Annotated in this window: 12 protein-coding genes; all 12 read left to right on the top strand. The window is 42.7% G+C overall.

All coding sequences use genetic code 11. The features are described 5' to 3' along the window. Positions 1 to 29 precede the first annotated feature (29 nt). The 12 genes from FXF62_RS08075 (at position 30) to FXF62_RS08010 (ending at position 15,681) form a co-directional block, all read left to right on the top strand. The gene (locus FXF62_RS08075; RefSeq protein WP_149518346.1) at positions 30 to 950 is read left to right on the top strand and encodes an ABC transporter permease; all 921 of its coding nucleotides are present in this window, start codon (positions 30 to 32) and stop codon (positions 948 to 950) included. Positions 951 to 962: 12 nt separating this feature from the next. Then, a complete protein-coding gene (locus tag FXF62_RS08070; protein ID WP_015605842.1) occupies positions 963 to 1,895 on the top strand; it encodes a carbohydrate ABC transporter permease in 933 nt (310 codons plus the stop codon). Between the two features lie 90 nt (positions 1,896 to 1,985). Beyond that, a complete protein-coding gene (locus tag FXF62_RS08065) occupies positions 1,986 to 3,467 on the top strand; it encodes an ABC transporter substrate-binding protein (RefSeq protein WP_187984256.1) in 1,482 nt (493 codons plus the stop codon). Positions 3,468 to 3,601: 134 nt separating this feature from the next. Next, complete coding sequence (locus tag FXF62_RS08060) at positions 3,602 to 4,222, top strand: DUF624 domain-containing protein (protein ID WP_149518344.1); 621 nt, start codon at positions 3,602 to 3,604, stop codon at positions 4,220 to 4,222. Next, positions 4,219 to 5,862: a sensor histidine kinase gene (locus FXF62_RS08055; protein WP_149518343.1), complete on the top strand. Its 1,644-nt coding sequence runs from the start codon at positions 4,219 to 4,221 to the stop codon at positions 5,860 to 5,862. The genes FXF62_RS08060 and FXF62_RS08055 overlap by 4 nt, the downstream gene beginning before the upstream one ends. Before the next feature lie 6 nt (positions 5,863 to 5,868). Next, positions 5,869 to 7,152, top strand: coding sequence for a response regulator transcription factor (locus tag FXF62_RS08050; protein ID WP_149518342.1), 1,284 nt, complete (start codon positions 5,869 to 5,871; stop codon positions 7,150 to 7,152). A 157-nt stretch (positions 7,153 to 7,309) separates the two neighbouring features. Next, positions 7,310 to 8,440: an ABC transporter ATP-binding protein gene (locus tag FXF62_RS08045; protein WP_149518341.1), complete on the top strand. Its 1,131-nt coding sequence runs from the start codon at positions 7,310 to 7,312 to the stop codon at positions 8,438 to 8,440. A gap of 175 nt (positions 8,441 to 8,615) precedes the next feature. Further along, the gene (locus tag FXF62_RS08040) at positions 8,616 to 9,998 is read left to right on the top strand and encodes a glycoside hydrolase family 1 protein (protein ID WP_149518373.1); all 1,383 of its coding nucleotides are present in this window, start codon (positions 8,616 to 8,618) and stop codon (positions 9,996 to 9,998) included. 568 nt (positions 9,999 to 10,566) lie between these two features. Continuing rightward, on the top strand, positions 10,567 to 12,234 hold the full coding sequence (locus FXF62_RS08030; protein ID WP_148886945.1) for a ribonuclease J: 1,668 nt from the start codon (positions 10,567 to 10,569) through the stop codon (positions 12,232 to 12,234). Between the two features lie 160 nt (positions 12,235 to 12,394). Further along, positions 12,395 to 13,174: an alpha/beta hydrolase gene (locus FXF62_RS08025; RefSeq protein ID WP_149518340.1), complete on the top strand. Its 780-nt coding sequence runs from the start codon at positions 12,395 to 12,397 to the stop codon at positions 13,172 to 13,174. A 111-nt stretch (positions 13,175 to 13,285) separates the two neighbouring features. Then, on the top strand, positions 13,286 to 14,743 hold the full coding sequence (gltX, locus tag FXF62_RS08020; RefSeq protein WP_149518339.1) for a glutamate--tRNA ligase: 1,458 nt from the start codon (positions 13,286 to 13,288) through the stop codon (positions 14,741 to 14,743). A 284-nt stretch (positions 14,744 to 15,027) separates the two neighbouring features. Beyond that, positions 15,028 to 15,681 carry a DUF6287 domain-containing protein gene (locus FXF62_RS08010; RefSeq protein WP_149518338.1) on the top strand — a complete coding sequence of 218 codons (654 nt, stop codon included), beginning with the start codon at positions 15,028 to 15,030 and terminating at the stop codon, positions 15,679 to 15,681. Positions 15,682 to 15,937: the final 256 nt, after the last annotated feature.

Here is a 15,937-nt window from a genome sequence, read left to right as displayed (position 1 = left end):
ATATCAAAACAATAGAAAGGGAGATTTGAATGAATAAGGTTATCAAAACACTAAAAGAAAACTTCATTTTCTTGCTCATGGTCTTACCAGGAGTTATTTGGTTTGTTTTGTTCTTCTATATACCAGTTTTAGGAAACGTCGTTGCATTTAAGAATTTCAAACTAAGCGGCGAAGGATTCATCCATAGCCTTATGAGCAGTGAATGGGTGGGCTTCAATAACTTCAAGTTCTTGTTTAATTCTAGAGATGCCTATACGATTACACGAAATACCATTCTTTATAATGGCGGTTTCATTATTTTAGGATTGATTTTCTCTGTCGGAATTGCCATTATCTTTAGCGAACTTCGTTCGAAAAAGATGGTAAAGATTTATCAGACAACCATGCTGTTTCCGTATTTCCTTTCTTGGGTTATTATTAGTTTCTTCGTAGATGCTTTCTTGAACCCTGGCAAGGGCTTGCTGAACAATTTGTTGCACAATCCGAATATCAACTTTTACACAGTGGTCTCTTTCTGGCCAGCCTTCATCCTTTTCATTGGTATCTGGAAGGGCTTAGGATACAGCAGTATTTTGTACTATGCAAGTATCATGGGAATTGATCCGACTTACTATGAGGCAGCAACGGTCGACGGTGCTACAAAATGGCAGCGTATCCGTAATATCACCTTGCCATCTTTGGCTTCTCTGATCACAGTACTAACCATTTTAGCAGTCGGAAATATCTTCCGCGCGGACTTCGGTTTGTTCTACACTGTTCCGCATGATTCAGGATCACTTTATAGTGTAACCAACGTTTTGGATACCTATGTCTATCGTGGATTGACCGGTACAGGTGATATCGGGATGGCGTCAGCTGCGGGTCTCTATCAATCAATTGTTGGCTGTATCCTCGTTATCGTCAGCAACCTGATTGTCCGCAGAATTGATAAAGAATCTGCTCTCTTTTAGAAGGAGGAACTTATGAAATCCCCAAAAATTCAAAAAGAGAAAGTCGATAATGTGGGAATTCACTCCTTTAGTAAAAAAGCCGATTTTTTCTTTAACATCTTGATAGCGATCTTCTCGCTTTCCTGTGTTCTGCCTTTCTTCTTTGTCATCATCATCTCGCTGACAGATGAAAGCAGTTTGGTTCATAATGGTTTTGCCTTTTGGCCATCACAGTTTAGCTGGGCGGGCTATGAATTCTTACTTAGCCTGAAAGACAAACTCTTGCAGTCACTCTTTGTGACAGTGGTGATTACGGTAGTAGGTACTAGTTTGAATGTCTTTTTCACAACAACTTACGCCTATGCTATCTCACGTCGCAGCTTTAAATTCAAACGCTTCTTTACCTTGTTTGCAATGGCAAGTATGCTCTTCCAAGCAGGGATGATTCCTACTTACATCGTTATGACCAACTTGCTTGGTTTAGGAGATACAGTGTGGGCCTTGATTTTGCCGCTACTGCTTAGTCCTTTCAATATCATTCTGATGAGAACCTTCTTCAAGAGAACGATCCCAGAAGCGATTATTGAATCTGCTAAGATTGATGGTGCCAGCGAGACTCGGATTTTCTTCCAAATCTGCTTGCCACTATCTCTTCCAGGTATCGCTACAATCACTCTCTTCACTGCCCTCGCTTATTGGAATGATTGGTTTAACGCCCTGCTCTACATTCGCAGTGACAACTTAGTTCCCCTTCAATATTTGCTGATGAAGATTCAGCAAAATATGGACTACTTGTCTAAGAGTGCGGGAGCGAGTGCTCAGCTTGCAGGCTTGACAGGATCTCTACCTAAAGAGTCTGGTCGTATGGCCATGGTCGTAATTGCAACCTTGCCAATCGCTTGCGTCTATCCATTCTTCCAACGTTACTTTGTTAAGGGATTGACTATCGGAGGCGTCAAAGAATAGCTTGCCCCTTTAGTCTCAGAGTTTTTACTGACAGCATTAAAAACTCACATTATTAAATTTGTATATAAAAAATTAAAAGGAGATTTTTCTATGAAAAATTGGAAAAAATATGCTCTAGCTTCTGCTAGCTTTCTGGCTTTCTCAGGCCTCCTAGCAGGCTGCGGTAGTCTTACTGGTAACAACCAAAAGTCATCTAAAACGGATGATGGTAAGACGGTTATCAAAATGTACCAAATCGGTGATAAACCAGATAATTTGGACAAATTGCTCGAAAATGCTAACAAGATTATCGGCAAAGAAATCGATGCTAAGTTGGATATCGAGTACATCGGTTGGGGTGACTACGAACAAAAAATGAACGTTATCACTTCATCAGGTGAAAACTACGACATCGCCTTCGCTCAAAACTATGTCATCAATGCCCAAAAGGGTGCTTATGCTGACTTGACTGAGCTTTATAAAAAAGAAGGTAAAAAGCTTTACGATTCTTTAGACCCAGCTTACATCAAAGGAAACACTGTAAACGGTAAAATCTATGCTGTTCCAGTTAATGCCAATGTGACTTCTTCACAAAACTTTGCCTTCAATGGTCCACTTCTTGAAAAATATGGTATCAGCGATATTTCAAATATCCATTCTTACCAAGATTTGGAACCAGTTTTGAAAGCTGCTAAAGAAAAAGATCCAAAAGTTGTTCCTTTCGCTATCGGTAAGAACTTTATCCCATCTGATAACTTCGATTATCCTGTAACGAACGGACTTCCTTTCGTTATTGACTTAGAAGGCGATACAACTAAGATTGTAAACCGTTACGAAGTTCCTCGCTTCTTGGATAGCCTCAGAACCATCCATAAGTACTATCAAGCTGGCTATATTCCAAAAGACGTAGCAACTAGCGATACTGCATATCAATTGTCTGAAGATTCTTGGTTCGTTCGTGAAGAAACAGTAGGACCTGCTGACTATGGTAACAGCTTGCTTTCTCGTGTAGCTAACCGTAAGATCGAAATCAGCCAACTGACTAAGAACTACAAGAAGAGCCAAACTACTCAAGTAGCGAACTTCGTTATCTCAAACAACTCTAAGAACAAAGAAAAATCAATGGAATTGTTGACTTTGCTTAACACAAATCCTGAATTGCTGAACGGCCTTGTATATGGTCCAGAAGGCGAAAACTGGGAAAAAGTTGAAGGTAAAGAAAACCGCGTTCGTACTTTGGAAGGCTACAATGGTAACACCCACATGTCTGGCTGGAACACAGGTAACAACTGGATTCTTTACATCAATGAAAACGTAACTGATCAACAAATCGAAGATTCTAAGAAGACTCTTGCAGAAGCACAAGAATCACCAGCTCTTGGATTTAACTTCAATGTAGACCCAGTTAAGGCAGAAGTATCTAGCATTACGAACACAATGAAAGAATACGACACTGCTATCAACACTGGTACAGTTGATCCTGATGTTGAAATTCCTAAGATGATGGACAAACTGAAATCTGAAGGAGCATACGATAAAGTATTGAAAGAAATGCAAAAACAATACGACGAATTCCTTGCTTCTAAGAAATAAGCAACATGATAAATCCTCCTCGTCTCGTTTTGGGGAGGATTTTTCTTTTTTGGAGTAATAGGAATTTTTGTAAACGGTTGAAATGTGTTATAATTTTATAATGTACAAAATGCAAAGAACAGAAAGGAAAAACAATGGGAAGACTAGTTGAGTGGATTTTTCAACGAGTTTATATGGCTATGCTTGCATCCGCAATTTTTTGGGTATTGGCTCTGTGTGGAGGTCTTGTTTTTGGACTTGCTCCAGCCGGTTGTGTGCTCATGACTTTGTTTCAGCAATATGGCTATGACTATAAAAAATATCACTGGAAAGAAGCGTGGGATCTGTTTAAAGAAAATTTCCTTGCTACAAACAAAGTATTTTTCACTTTGCTTGTAGTGCAGGCTCTTTTATCTTATGGGATTTATCTCCTTATCCAGCTTCCTCACCAAACTATTTTCTACCTTTTATTGACGATAGCAAATCTGCTCTTTTTGCTTTTGGCACCAGCAGTATACGCAGTCTATCTGAAATTGCAGGTCTTTTTTGAGTTTTCTTATAAAAATAGCTTGAAATTATCTTTGATTGGCGTCTTTCTCAATATTTCAGCCATGTTGAAACTCTTATTAGGGACAATCTTGCTCTTGATTGCCAGCTACTTCATGCCGGCTTTGCTCTTCTTTGCTTTTATTGGGCTTTGGCACTTTTTTGTTAGTGATGTTTTAGACCCAATTTACCAAACCATCCAGTCTAAGTTGATAACAGAAAAATCATGAAGAAATTTTGGCTCCATTCTTTACTAAAAGTATATGCTGTCATTATGGTGGCGATTGTAGGATGCTTGGGTATCATTTTGTCTTATTCTGATTGGCATAGTCGTTATAAGGAAACTGAGCAAATTGCGCAGCAAGCAGTGACTCGATTGGCTGACGAAATGGATTATTATAACCGCCGAGCGAATCAACTGGCTCAAAGTCTGGTTGAAAATCGAGCAAAATTGGATGGGGTTTATAACTACTTTATCATGAGTCCCTCTGAGTACGCTAGTTGGCGCTTATCGGCAGATGTACCTACTTATGTTCAAGTATCTCTCCACCAAAATATCAATGATATTTATGTTGAAAATGAATTTGTTACAGGCATTGATATTGCTTTAAATGATTACAAAACTGTTTTTGTCTCCACAAGGCAAGCGAGAGGTGGCAAACAGCTTCCTGCTGAGGAATTTAGACCTGCGCGCGATGCCTTTCCCATCGCGATTTATGATAAGGCAGTCGATCAAGTCATCGGAACGATTTACATTCGGATTGATGGGGAAGTCTTCAACAAGGTTGTCGATAATACGCGGGGCGATGTTCCACTCGCTCTCAGCGTTATTTCGCCTTACAAAAAAGAAATTCTGCATTTTGGTGATACAAAAGGAATTGACCAAAATGATTGGATCAAAAAAGAAACTATCTACAATTACACTGTCCAGACGGCAGTGCCTGCGCATTATGTGATAGAGAAGACGGTTTTCAGCACTGGTTTGATTATTTTTTCTGGTTTGATTTTGGTTGGGGTTTTATATGCTGCTTTGCAGAGGATTTTTCTCAATTACCAAAGGCAGGTTGTTGATATTGTGGATACACTCCATCTCATCACAGATGGTGACAATCAGAAGCGTATTGCAACAGAGACCAAGGAGCAGGAGTTGCTTCTGATTGCGACAACGACCAATACCATGTTGGATAGTCTGGACAAGAGTATTCGGGATATTTATCGTTTGGAGATTAGCCAAAAAGATGCCAATATGAGGGCTTTGCAGGCGCAAATCAATCCTCATTTTATGTACAATACCTTGGAATTTATCAGGATGTATGCGGTTATGCAGCGGCAGGAAGAATTAGCAGATATTATCTATGAATTTAGCAGTCTGCTGAGAAATAATATCTCAGATGAATCCAGAAGCAGTTTGAAAAATGAATTGGAATTTTGCCGGAAATATAGCTATCTTTGTATGGTTCGGCATCCCAAATCAGTGGCCTATGGCTTCAAAATTGAAGAAGGCTTGGAAGAAATGATGATTCCCAAGTTCAGTATTCAGCCGCTGATTGAAAATTACTTTGCTCACGGCATCGACTATCGCAGGCAGGACAATGTCATCAGTGTCAAGGCTCAAAAGATAGACGGAGCTGTAAGGTTGATGATCCAAGACAACGGTCGAGGCATACCAGCTGAACGTCTGGCTGAGATTCAAGAGATACTAGCCAGCCGAGAGCTTATGGATGCCCAGAACCGAGAGCAGCGGACATCCATTGGTATTCGGAATATTCATGAACGCTTCTTGCTCTTTTTTGGTGACCGCTACAGTATCCAACTGAAATCTCAAACGGATCAGGGAGTAACCTACATTATAGAAATTAAGGATGAATAGAAAAAGATGTACAGAGTATTACTAGTCGATGATGAATACATGATCACAGAAGGTTTGAAGGTGCTGATTCCTTTTGAAAAGTGGAATATGGAGGTCGTGGCTACGGCAAATGATGCAGAGACGGCCCTCGCCTATATTAAGGATAATCCTGTTGATTTAGTCATCACCGATGTCAATATGCCAGGGATGAATGGCTTGCAGATGATTGAGCAGATGAAAAATTCTCTGCCTAATGCAGCTTTTATCATCCTCTCAGGTTACCAAGAATTTGAATATGTCAAAACTGCCCTCAATTTGCAGGTAGCAGATTATCTGGTAAAGCCAGTCGATAAGGTCGAACTGGCAGCAATCCTAGAAAAATTGGAAAAGGAATTTGACCGTTCTTCCAATAATCAACTAGAGCTGATTTTTAAAGAAGAGACAAGTGAAGATGAGATAGCTACTTATCTCGAATCCTTCGATAGTGTTTGGCTGGGAGCATCTGCTCAAGAAAAAGGACTTGTTTCGATTCCTTATAGTATTTTAGGGCAGACAGGCTATTTGTTTTTATCTTCGCAAAAGGAAGAAGCCCTCTATCTGGAAGAATTCACAGCTCCCTATAAACGACAACTTCAAAATTTCAAGCTCACTCTAGAAAAAAGTCTTTTTTATGGAACGGTTAGCTTGCAGGAAACCAATCCGCTTTTTAGCTATTATGAGCCCATGTATCGCGTGATTATCCAAGGAAATATTGGTCAGATTTTGGACGAATTGGACTTGCTCAAGGACATCGTGCTGCAAAATACGCCTGAAGTTTCAATTACCAAGCAGTTGTTCATTCAGTTTATCATGGATGTTTACCATCTGTTTCAGCATTTGAAACCAGACGATATGACAACCATTATCAAAAAGATTGAAAGCACGAATACCTTTGAAGATTTATTGGATTATCTGAAGGCTCAGCTCTCAGATCTGTTCGCCCAGTATCGAATGAATGAGAATGTTGCTAACGTCTTGGAAGTGATTGGTCGTGATTATCAAAAAGACTTATCCCTAAAAGATATCAGCAAGGAACTCTATATCAATCCAGTTTATTTGGGGCAGTTGATCAAGCGTGAGACGAATTCTACTTTTGCAGAATTGCTAAATAAGCAGCGCATCAAGGCTGCCCAGCAGCTTCTGCTCGCAAAAAATGACAGTATAGAAGACGTTTGTTATGCAGTTGGATATAGCAATGTTGGTTATTTCTATAAAGTCTTTCGAAAGTTATGTGGCAAATCTCCTAAGGCCTATCGGAAGCAAGTCGACTGATGAAAATCGCTGAGACGACTACCTCTCTATTTCTTTTCTATCGAATGCTAAAAAAAGTAGAAAAAAAGATATAGAAGAGTCAGTGTGAGAGCCGACTATTCGTGATATAATCAAGCAGAAAGAACTTACAATATGATAAAGGAGTTAGGAGAAGCTTATGGTTGAATTAAATCTAAAAAATATTTATAAGAAGTATCCAAATAGTGAGCACTATTCTGTTGAAGACTTTAATTTGGACATCAAGGACAAGGAGTTTATCGTTTTCGTTGGTCCGTCTGGTTGCGGAAAATCAACTACTCTTCGTATGATTGCGGGACTTGAGGATATCACAGAAGGAACAGCGTCGATTGATGGTAAAGTGGTCAATGACGTGGCGCCGAAAGACCGCGATATCGCCATGGTCTTCCAGAACTATGCCCTCTATCCGCACATGACAGTCTATGACAACATGGCTTTCGGTCTTAAACTTCGCAAGTATAGCAAGGAAAATATCGACAAACGGGTGCAAGAAGCAGCTGAAATCCTTGGTTTGAAAGAATTCTTGGATCGTAAGCCAGCGGACTTGTCAGGTGGTCAACGTCAGCGTGTTGCCATGGGTCGCGCTATTGTGCGTGATGCAAAGGTTTTCCTAATGGACGAGCCTTTGTCAAACTTGGATGCGAAGCTGCGTGTGTCTATGCGTGCTGAGATTGCCAAAATCCACCGCCGTATCGGTGCAACAACCATTTACGTTACCCATGACCAGACAGAAGCGATGACGCTTGCAGACCGGATTGTTATCATGTCAGCAACCAAGAACCCTGCTGGAACTGGAACCATTGGTCGAGTGGAACAAATCGGTAGTCCACAGGAAGTTTACAGAAATCCAGTCAACAAGTTTGTGGCGGGCTTCATTGGCAGCCCAGCGATGAACTTTATCACTGTGACACTTGAGGGGAATGAAATCGTTGCTTCTGGATTACGTTTGACTGTGCCAGAAGGAACACTGAAGGTTCTGCGTGAGAAGGGTTATAACGGCAAGAAGTTGATCTTTGGTATTCGTCCAGAAGACATTAATACAGAACCTGCTTTCTTAGAGACTTTCCCAGACTCTATGGTTCATGCGACTATTTCTGTCTCTGAGCTTTTGGGTTCTGAGTCTCACCTTTACTGTCAAGTTGGTGACAGCGAGTTTATCGCGCGGGTAGATGCTCGTGACTACTCAGAAACAGGTGCTGGAATTGACCTTGGTTTTGACCTGAACAAGGCGCATTTCTTTGATTTCGAAACAGAGAAAACAGTTTATTAATCAATAAAAATAATGAAACGTAGACAGATTTGTCTGCGTTTTTTGAATGAACTTTTAGTCTTCGCAATCACAAATGCCTTTAATCAGTGGAGAAATTTGAATAGACTGTTGCTTTCTTTTTGCAAAAGGTCTTTATATAATGAGGTGTAAAGATAAATCGAGAGGTAAATAAATGATGATTCAATTTCCAAAAGGCTTCGTCTGGGGATCTTCTACATCGGGTCCGCAAACGGAGGGGCGAATTTCAGGAGATGGGAAGGGAGACAATCTTTGGGACTATTGGTTTAGCCAAGAAGCCCATCGTTTTTATAATGAAATTGGACCTGGTAAGGCATCCACTTTTTACGAAAATTGGGAGCAAGACATCGATCTTTTAGTCGAAACAGGCCACACGGCCTTTCGGACTTCCATTCAATGGTCACGGCTTTTTCCAAATGGATGTGGCCCAGTCAATCAAGTGGGAGTTGACTTCTATCGCAAGGTCTTTGAAAGAATCAAGTCCAAGGGCATTCGTTTGATTGTCAATCTTTATCATTTTGACCTGCCCTTTGCCTTGCAGGAAGCACAAGAAGGCTGGGAAAGCTTGGATACAGTCCATGCTTATGTAGACTATGCCCGTTTCTGCTTTGAAAGCTATGGTGATTTGGTGGACCAATGGGTGACCTTTAACGAGCCTATTGTACCGGTTGAGTTTGGCTATTTCTACGATGGGCATTATCCTAATAAAGTGGACGCTCAAGCTGCAGTAAAGGTGGCTTATCATACCCAGCTAGCTAGCTCTTTAGCAGTGAAAGCCTGCCATGAGGTTGGAGCAGACTACAAAATCGGCATTATCCTAAACCTGACACCAGCTTATCCACGTAGCCAGCATCCGGCGGACTTGAAGGCAGCTCGTATTGCTGAGCTCTTCCAAGCTAAGTCTTTCTTGGATCCATCTGTTTTGGGATATTATCCAGTAGAGCTGGTCGATCTTTTGCGCGAGCACGATCTTTTGCCGACTACGACTGAGGAGCAGTTGCAGGCTATTCGGGAAAATACAGTAGACTTTTTGGGTGTCAATTATTATCAGCCTCTACGGGTTGCGGCGCCTAAGTATTTGAAGCATCCAGAGTCGCCGCTTCTGCCAGATCATTTCTATGAGCCTTATGTCATGCTTGGTCGCAAGATTAACCCCCACCGTGGCTGGGAAATCTATGAGCAAGGAATTTACGATATTGCACAAAATATCAAGGAAAACTACGGCAATATTGAGTGGATGTTGACGGAAAATGGCATGGGAGTCGAAGGTGAAGAGAAATTCCGTGAAAATGGCATGATTCAAGACGATTATCGGATTGACTTTGTTAAAGGCCATCTGCGCCAGCTTCATCGTGCCATTCAGGACGGGGCCAACTGTACAGGTTACCTCATGTGGACCTTTATTGATTGTTGGTCTTGGCTCAATAGCTATAAGAACCGCTATGGCTTGATTGAGCTTAATCTGGAAACCCAAGAACGAACTATCAAAAAATCAGGGCACTGGTTTAAAGAATTAAGCCGAAACAATGGCTTTGAATAAGCTTTTCTACCAATTCAGCCTATATAAGATAGGGCGGTTTCCTAACTAATCTTTTAATTAAGCTTAGGGCATCCCGCTCGGATAGTGAGAGTGGGACAGAAATCGGTAATTCGTTAGAATTCGATTTCGTTGTCCCATCTCCGCACAGTTGAGTAGGGCTGTAAACGCTTATGAAATCAGCCTAGTAGAGCCCACTCAACCACTGCGTCTTGCTCGACAATCCAAAGACAATTGAGAGGCTAGGACTTTTGTCCCAGCCTCTATTATTTTTTATCTTGTGAGTAGAACTAGCTTCTAAAATGAAACTGGGAGGATGTCTTTCTCCGCATTTTGAATCAGAAAGGAAGAAGTGGCCAGAGACTTGCTGTATCAAATACCGATTCTTAGATTTTTAGCTCGTTCTATGAGTTTCCTTTGTTTTGAAAAAAGCGTGAAAAAATGCTATAATGACTAAGATGTGCAAACTTTGTTTGCAAAACTGTAATTCGACTTGGCTTGCCAAGGACCGTTAGTAATAAAATCAAGGAATCTTTGATACATGAGATTCTAAAATCGAATAGGAGTAAAAATGAGTAAAAGCACTATTAAGCTGATTACTTTGGGCGGCGTGCGCGAGAATGGGAAAAACCTCTACGTCGCCGAAGTGGATGATTCCATTTTTGTATTGGATGCTGGGCTCAAATACCCAGAAAATGAGCAGCTGGGAGTAGATGTAGTCATTCCCAACATGGATTATTTGTTTGAAAATAAAGACCGAATTGCAGGTGTCTTTCTGACCCACGGTCATGCGGATGCCATCGGTGCGCTGCCTTATCTTTTGACAGAAGCCAAGGTACCGGTTTTTGGTTCGGAGTTGACGATTGAGCTAGCCAAGCTCTTTGTCAAAAACAATGACGCCGTGAAGAAATTCAATGATTTTCATGTTATCGATGAAAATACCGAGATTGAATTTGGCGAAACGGTTGTCTCTTTCTTCCGGACGACCCACTCGATTCCAGAGAGTCTGGGAATCGTTGTCAAGACGCGTGAAGGCAATATTGTTTATACGGGAGATTTTAAGTTTGACCAATCTGCCAGCGAATCTTATGCGACAGATTTCGGCCGTTTGGCTGAGATTGGCCGTGAGGGTGTTTTAGCTCTCCTGAGTGATTCAGCCAACGCTGATAGCACTGTGCAAGTGGCTAGTGAGAGCGAGGTTGGCCGTGAGATTACAGATACGATTTCGGATTGGGATGGGCGTGTCATCGTAGCAGCGGTTGCCAGCAACCTGTCTCGGATCCAACAGGTCTTTGAAGCTGCGGCAGAAACAGGTCGTCGCGTCGTTTTGACAGGCTTTGATATTGAAAACATCGTTCGTACGGCTATCCGCCTCAAGAAATTATCCTTGGCGGATGAACGCCTTTTGATCAAGCCTAAGGAAATGTCTAAGTTTGAGGACCATGAGTTGATTATCTTGGAGACGGGTCGGATGGGTGAGCCTATCAATGGCCTGCGTAAGATGTCCATTGGTCGTCACCGTTATGTAGAAATCAAAGACGGAGACTTGGTTTATATCGTTACAACGCCATCTATTGCCAAGGAAGCAGTCGTAGCGCGTGTGGAAAACATGATTTACCAAGCTGGTGGCGTGGTCAAGCTGATTACCCAAAACTTGCGTGTATCTGGCCATGCCAATGCGCGTGACTTGCAGCTCATGCTCAACTTACTGCAACCCAAGTACCTCTTCCCGATTCAGGGAGAGTACCGTGGTCTGGACGCCCATGCCAAGGCAGCCATGGAAGTCGGGATTTTACCAGAAAACATCTTGATACCTAAGCGTGGTAGCATCATGGCCTACGAAAATGGCGACTTTGTGCCAGCTGGAGCAGTGTCAGCGGGCGATGTCATGATTGATGGAAATGCCATCGGTGATGTGGGCAATATCGTCCTGCGTGACCGCAAAGTCTTGTCTGAAGATGGGATCTTCATCGTGGCCCTTACGGTCAACCGTAAGGAGAAGAAAATCATTTCCAAAGCCAAGGTTCATACTCGGGGATTTGTCTATGTCAAGAAGAGTCGTGACATCCTGCGGGAGAGTACTGACCTGATCAATAAGACAGTGGAAGACTATCTGGCTCAGGAAAGCTTTGACTGGGGCGAGCTCAAGGGAGCGGTTCGTGATAGTTTGGCTAAGTTCCTCTTTGAGCAGACCAAGCGCCGGCCGGCTATTCTTCCGGTTGTCATGGAAGTTCGCTAGAGTCACTCGAGGGAGCAACTTTCCCAGTATTTTGCAGAGAGAAAGTCGAATATCGGCTTTTTCTTATCTTTTGGCGGTCGCAGAACAGGCTTTGCTTTCGGAGTGTGGCTGGCTGTGCTGCCTAGTCAAGAACAGTAGTTTTTACGAGAGGAGAAAAAAGATGGCAGTGATGCAGATAGAATATTATTCAGAAGCCTTGGAGATGGAGTGGGGAGTCAATGTTCTCTATCCAGATGCGTCGCGCGTGGACAAGCCAGATGATAAGGATATTCCTGTTTTGTATCTTCTTCATGGTATGAACGGTAACCACAATAGCTGGCTCAAGCGCTCAAATATTGAACGTCTGGTTCGCTCGACTAACCTGATTGTTGTCATGCCGAATACCAGCAATGGCTGGTACACCGATACTCAGTACGGCTTTAACTATTACGAGGCTATCGCTGAAGAGCTGCCACGGGTCCTCAAGCGCTTTTTCCCCAATATGTCTGACAAGCGAGAGAAGAATTTTATCGCTGGCCTTTCCATGGGCGGATACGGATCCTTTAAGCTGGCTCTCAAGTCTAACCGTTTTTCATATGCGGCTAGTCTTTCAGGGGCTTTGAGTTTTCTTGATAGTCATCCAGATGATGTTGAAATAGCAACACCAGCCTACTGGCGAGGGATTTTTGGAGACTTTAAAGACTGGACCAGCAGTCCTCATTCGCTGGAAAGCATAGCCAAGCAATCTGATAAAAAGACCAAGCTTTGGGCATGGTGCGGTGAAGAGGATTTTCTCTACGAGGCCAATCAGGTGGCTGTGAAAAATCTGCAAGACTTGGGCCTGGATATTACTTACAGCCACAGTCCTGGCAACCATGAATGGTACTACTGGGAAAAGCAGATGGAGCAGGTTTTAGCTTGGCTGCCAATTGACTTTGTCCTCGAAGAAAGACTGTCTTAAAAAATCATGCGATTCAGCGGATTCTGGATCGAGAATGTGATATAATAATAACGTTTGAATACGAAAGCAGGAGCGAGATCCCCCTGCTATTCCCAAATAGGAGATCGAAAATTGACAAAAGATATTCGAGTGCGTTATGCACCAAGTCCAACAGGACTATTACACATCGGAAATGCGCGGACGGCGCTCTTTAACTACCTCTATGCTCGTCATCATGGCGGAACTTTTATCATCCGTATTGAAGATACTGACCGCAAGCGCCATGTCGAAGATGGTGAGCGTTCACAGCTTGAAAACCTTCGTTGGTTGGGCATGGATTGGGATGAAAGTCCAGAAACACATGAAAACTACCGCCAATCAGAGCGTTTAGAATTGTATCAGAAATACATTGACCAATTGCTAGCGGAAGGAAAAGCCTACAAATCTTACGTTACAGAAGAAGAATTGGCTGCTGAGCGCGAACGTCAAGAATTAGCAGGTGAAACACCACGCTACATCAATGAATATCTCGGTATGAGCGAAGAAGAAAAAGCAGCTTATATCGCAGAACGTGAAGCAGCAGGCATCATTCCAACGGTTCGTCTGGCTGTCAATGAAGCTGGTATCTACAAGTGGACGGACATGGTCAAGGGCGACATCGAGTTTGAAGGTGGCAATATTGGTGGTGACTGGGTTATCCAAAAGAAAGACGGCTATCCGACTTACAACTTTGCCGTTGTGATCGATGACCACGATATGCAAATCTCTCACGTTATCCGTGGGGATGACCACATTGCCAATACCCCTAAGCAGCTCATGGTTTATGAAGCGCTTGGCTGGGAAGCGCCAGAGTTCGGTCACATGACCTTGATTATCAACTCTGAAACTGGTAAAAAGTTGTCAAAACGCGATACCAATACTCTCCAGTTCATCGAGGATTACCGCAAGAAAGGCTACCTGCCAGAAGCAGTCTTTAACTTTATCGCTCTTCTCGGTTGGAATCCTGGTGGCGAGCATGAAATCTTCTCTCGCGAAGAACTCATCAAGCTTTTTGATGAAAACCGCCTCAGCAAGTCTCCAGCTGCCTTTGACCAGAAAAAGATGGACTGGATGAGCAATGAGTACATCAAGAATGCGGATTTTGAGACAATCTTTGAAATGGCAAAACCATTCTTGGAAGAAGCAGGACGCTTGACCGACAAGGCTGAAAAAATGGTAGAACTCTACAAACCACAAATGAAATCAGTGGATGAAATCGTTCCATTGACAGACCTTTTCTTCTCAGATTTCCCAGAGTTGACGGAAGCTGAGAAAGAAGTGATGGCTGGTGAAACTGTTCCTGTGGTGTTAGAAGCTTTCAAAGCAAAACTGGAAGCAATGACAGATGAAGAATTTGTGACAGAAAACATCTTCCCACAAATCAAAGCAGTCCAAAAAGAAACAGGTATCAAGGGTAAAAACCTCTTTATGCCAATCCGTATCGCTGTTTCTGGCGAAATGCACGGTCCAGAATTGCCAGATACCATCTATCTATTAGGCCGCGAAAAATCTATCCAGCATATCGACAATATGTTGAAAAAAATTCAATAAGATGGGAGTGGGACAGAAATCGGTAATTCGTTAGAATTCGATTTCGTCGTCCCACCTCCGCACAGTTGAGTAGGGCTGTAAAAGCTGATGAAATAAGTCNTGAGTAGGGCTGTAAAAGCTGATGAAATAAGTCTAGTAGAGCCCACTCAACCACTGCGTCTTGCTCGACAATCCAAAGATAATTGAGAGGCTAGGACTTTTGTCCCAGCCTTTTGCTTTCTAAAAAGCCGCATTTGTGTTACAATAATGTTACAAGAACAGGAAAATATTGCGAGGTGCTAAAGATGAAAAAATGGATGATTCTCTTGGCTGGAACTCTGGTGGCATCGTCTGTGTTAGTGGCCTGCGGCCAAAAGAAAGAAAAACCGACATCGCCTTCTAGCAGTTCCAAAGTTAGCTCGACCTCGACCAGCTCAGCTTCTTCCAAAAAGTCTGAGACGAGCAAAAGTTCGACAGAGCTGTCTACTGAAACAAGTAGTTCGGACACTTCTATTTCTAGCGGTCAGGAAAACAGTCAAGAGCCTTCGGAGCCAGCAACTAAGGAGTCTTCTGCTAAGTCAGAAAGCAAGGGGGAAAAAGAGCCTGCCGCAACCTCTAATTTAGACATGCAGGCCATTGCTTCTGGGGATTTTTCTAGCATGGCTGGTACTTGGAAAGATGCCAATGGTGTCACTTATACATTTGATGCCAAGGGACTGGTGTCAGATGTTGCCAAGTTGGAGCTGGTTTACGCTGGTCTGGATGAAAATGGAATTTATCGCACAAGCATTCGTTGGAACAATCTTACAGGTGCTGCCTTATCTATTATTCCAGCAGGGAGAAAGTTGCCAGCTGGAGAGACTGTTAGCGGGCAGGATCCGACTGATAGCAGTCGAGATCGCTTCATTATTGCCCAAGGCATCTCAGAGCACCCAGACGTTTTTTACCGTGTAAAATGAGAGTGGGACAGAAATCGGTAATTCGTTAGAATTCGATTTCGTCGTCCCACCTCCGCACAGTTGAGTAGGGCTATAAAAGCTTGTAATCAGCGTAATAGAGTCCACTCAACCACTGCGTCTTGCTCGACAATCCAAAGACAATTGAGAGGCTAGGACTTTTGTCCCAGACTCTTTTTTGGAGCTGCGCGGATGGTTCCTTCTTTCATTCGGTAAAACTATTCAAAAAGAGGGCTCGTCTCGCACCTAGCCCTTATTG

This window comes from Streptococcus cristatus (assembly GCF_008369405.1).
Lineage (GTDB): Bacteria > Bacillota > Bacilli > Lactobacillales > Streptococcaceae > Streptococcus > Streptococcus cristatus_G.
Note: the sequence above shows the minus strand (reverse complement) of the source record. Positions and strands in the feature narration are given on the sequence as shown.

What these genes read in the sequence shown, in the direction of transcription:
- FXF62_RS08075 (WP_149518346.1), top strand. Translation starts at nt 30, where the DNA reads ATGAATAAGGTTATCAAAACACTAAAAGAAAACTTCATTTTCTTGCTC.
- FXF62_RS08065 (WP_187984256.1), top strand. Translation starts at nt 1,986, where the DNA reads ATGAAAAATTGGAAAAAATATGCTCTAGCTTCTGCTAGCTTTCTGGCT.
- FXF62_RS08070 (WP_015605842.1), top strand. Translation starts at nt 963, where the DNA reads ATGAAATCCCCAAAAATTCAAAAAGAGAAAGTCGATAATGTGGGAATT.
- FXF62_RS08040 (WP_149518373.1), top strand. Translation starts at nt 8,616, where the DNA reads ATGATTCAATTTCCAAAAGGCTTCGTCTGGGGATCTTCTACATCGGGT.
- FXF62_RS08055 (WP_149518343.1), top strand. Translation starts at nt 4,219, where the DNA reads ATGAAGAAATTTTGGCTCCATTCTTTACTAAAAGTATATGCTGTCATT.
- FXF62_RS08050 (WP_149518342.1), top strand. Translation starts at nt 5,869, where the DNA reads ATGTACAGAGTATTACTAGTCGATGATGAATACATGATCACAGAAGGT.
- FXF62_RS08025 (WP_149518340.1), top strand. Translation starts at nt 12,395, where the DNA reads ATGGCAGTGATGCAGATAGAATATTATTCAGAAGCCTTGGAGATGGAG.
- FXF62_RS08045 (WP_149518341.1), top strand. Translation starts at nt 7,310, where the DNA reads ATGGTTGAATTAAATCTAAAAAATATTTATAAGAAGTATCCAAATAGT.
- FXF62_RS08030 (WP_148886945.1), top strand. Translation starts at nt 10,567, where the DNA reads ATGAGTAAAAGCACTATTAAGCTGATTACTTTGGGCGGCGTGCGCGAG.
- FXF62_RS08060 (WP_149518344.1), top strand. Translation starts at nt 3,602, where the DNA reads ATGGGAAGACTAGTTGAGTGGATTTTTCAACGAGTTTATATGGCTATG.
- FXF62_RS08010 (WP_149518338.1), top strand. Translation starts at nt 15,028, where the DNA reads ATGAAAAAATGGATGATTCTCTTGGCTGGAACTCTGGTGGCATCGTCT.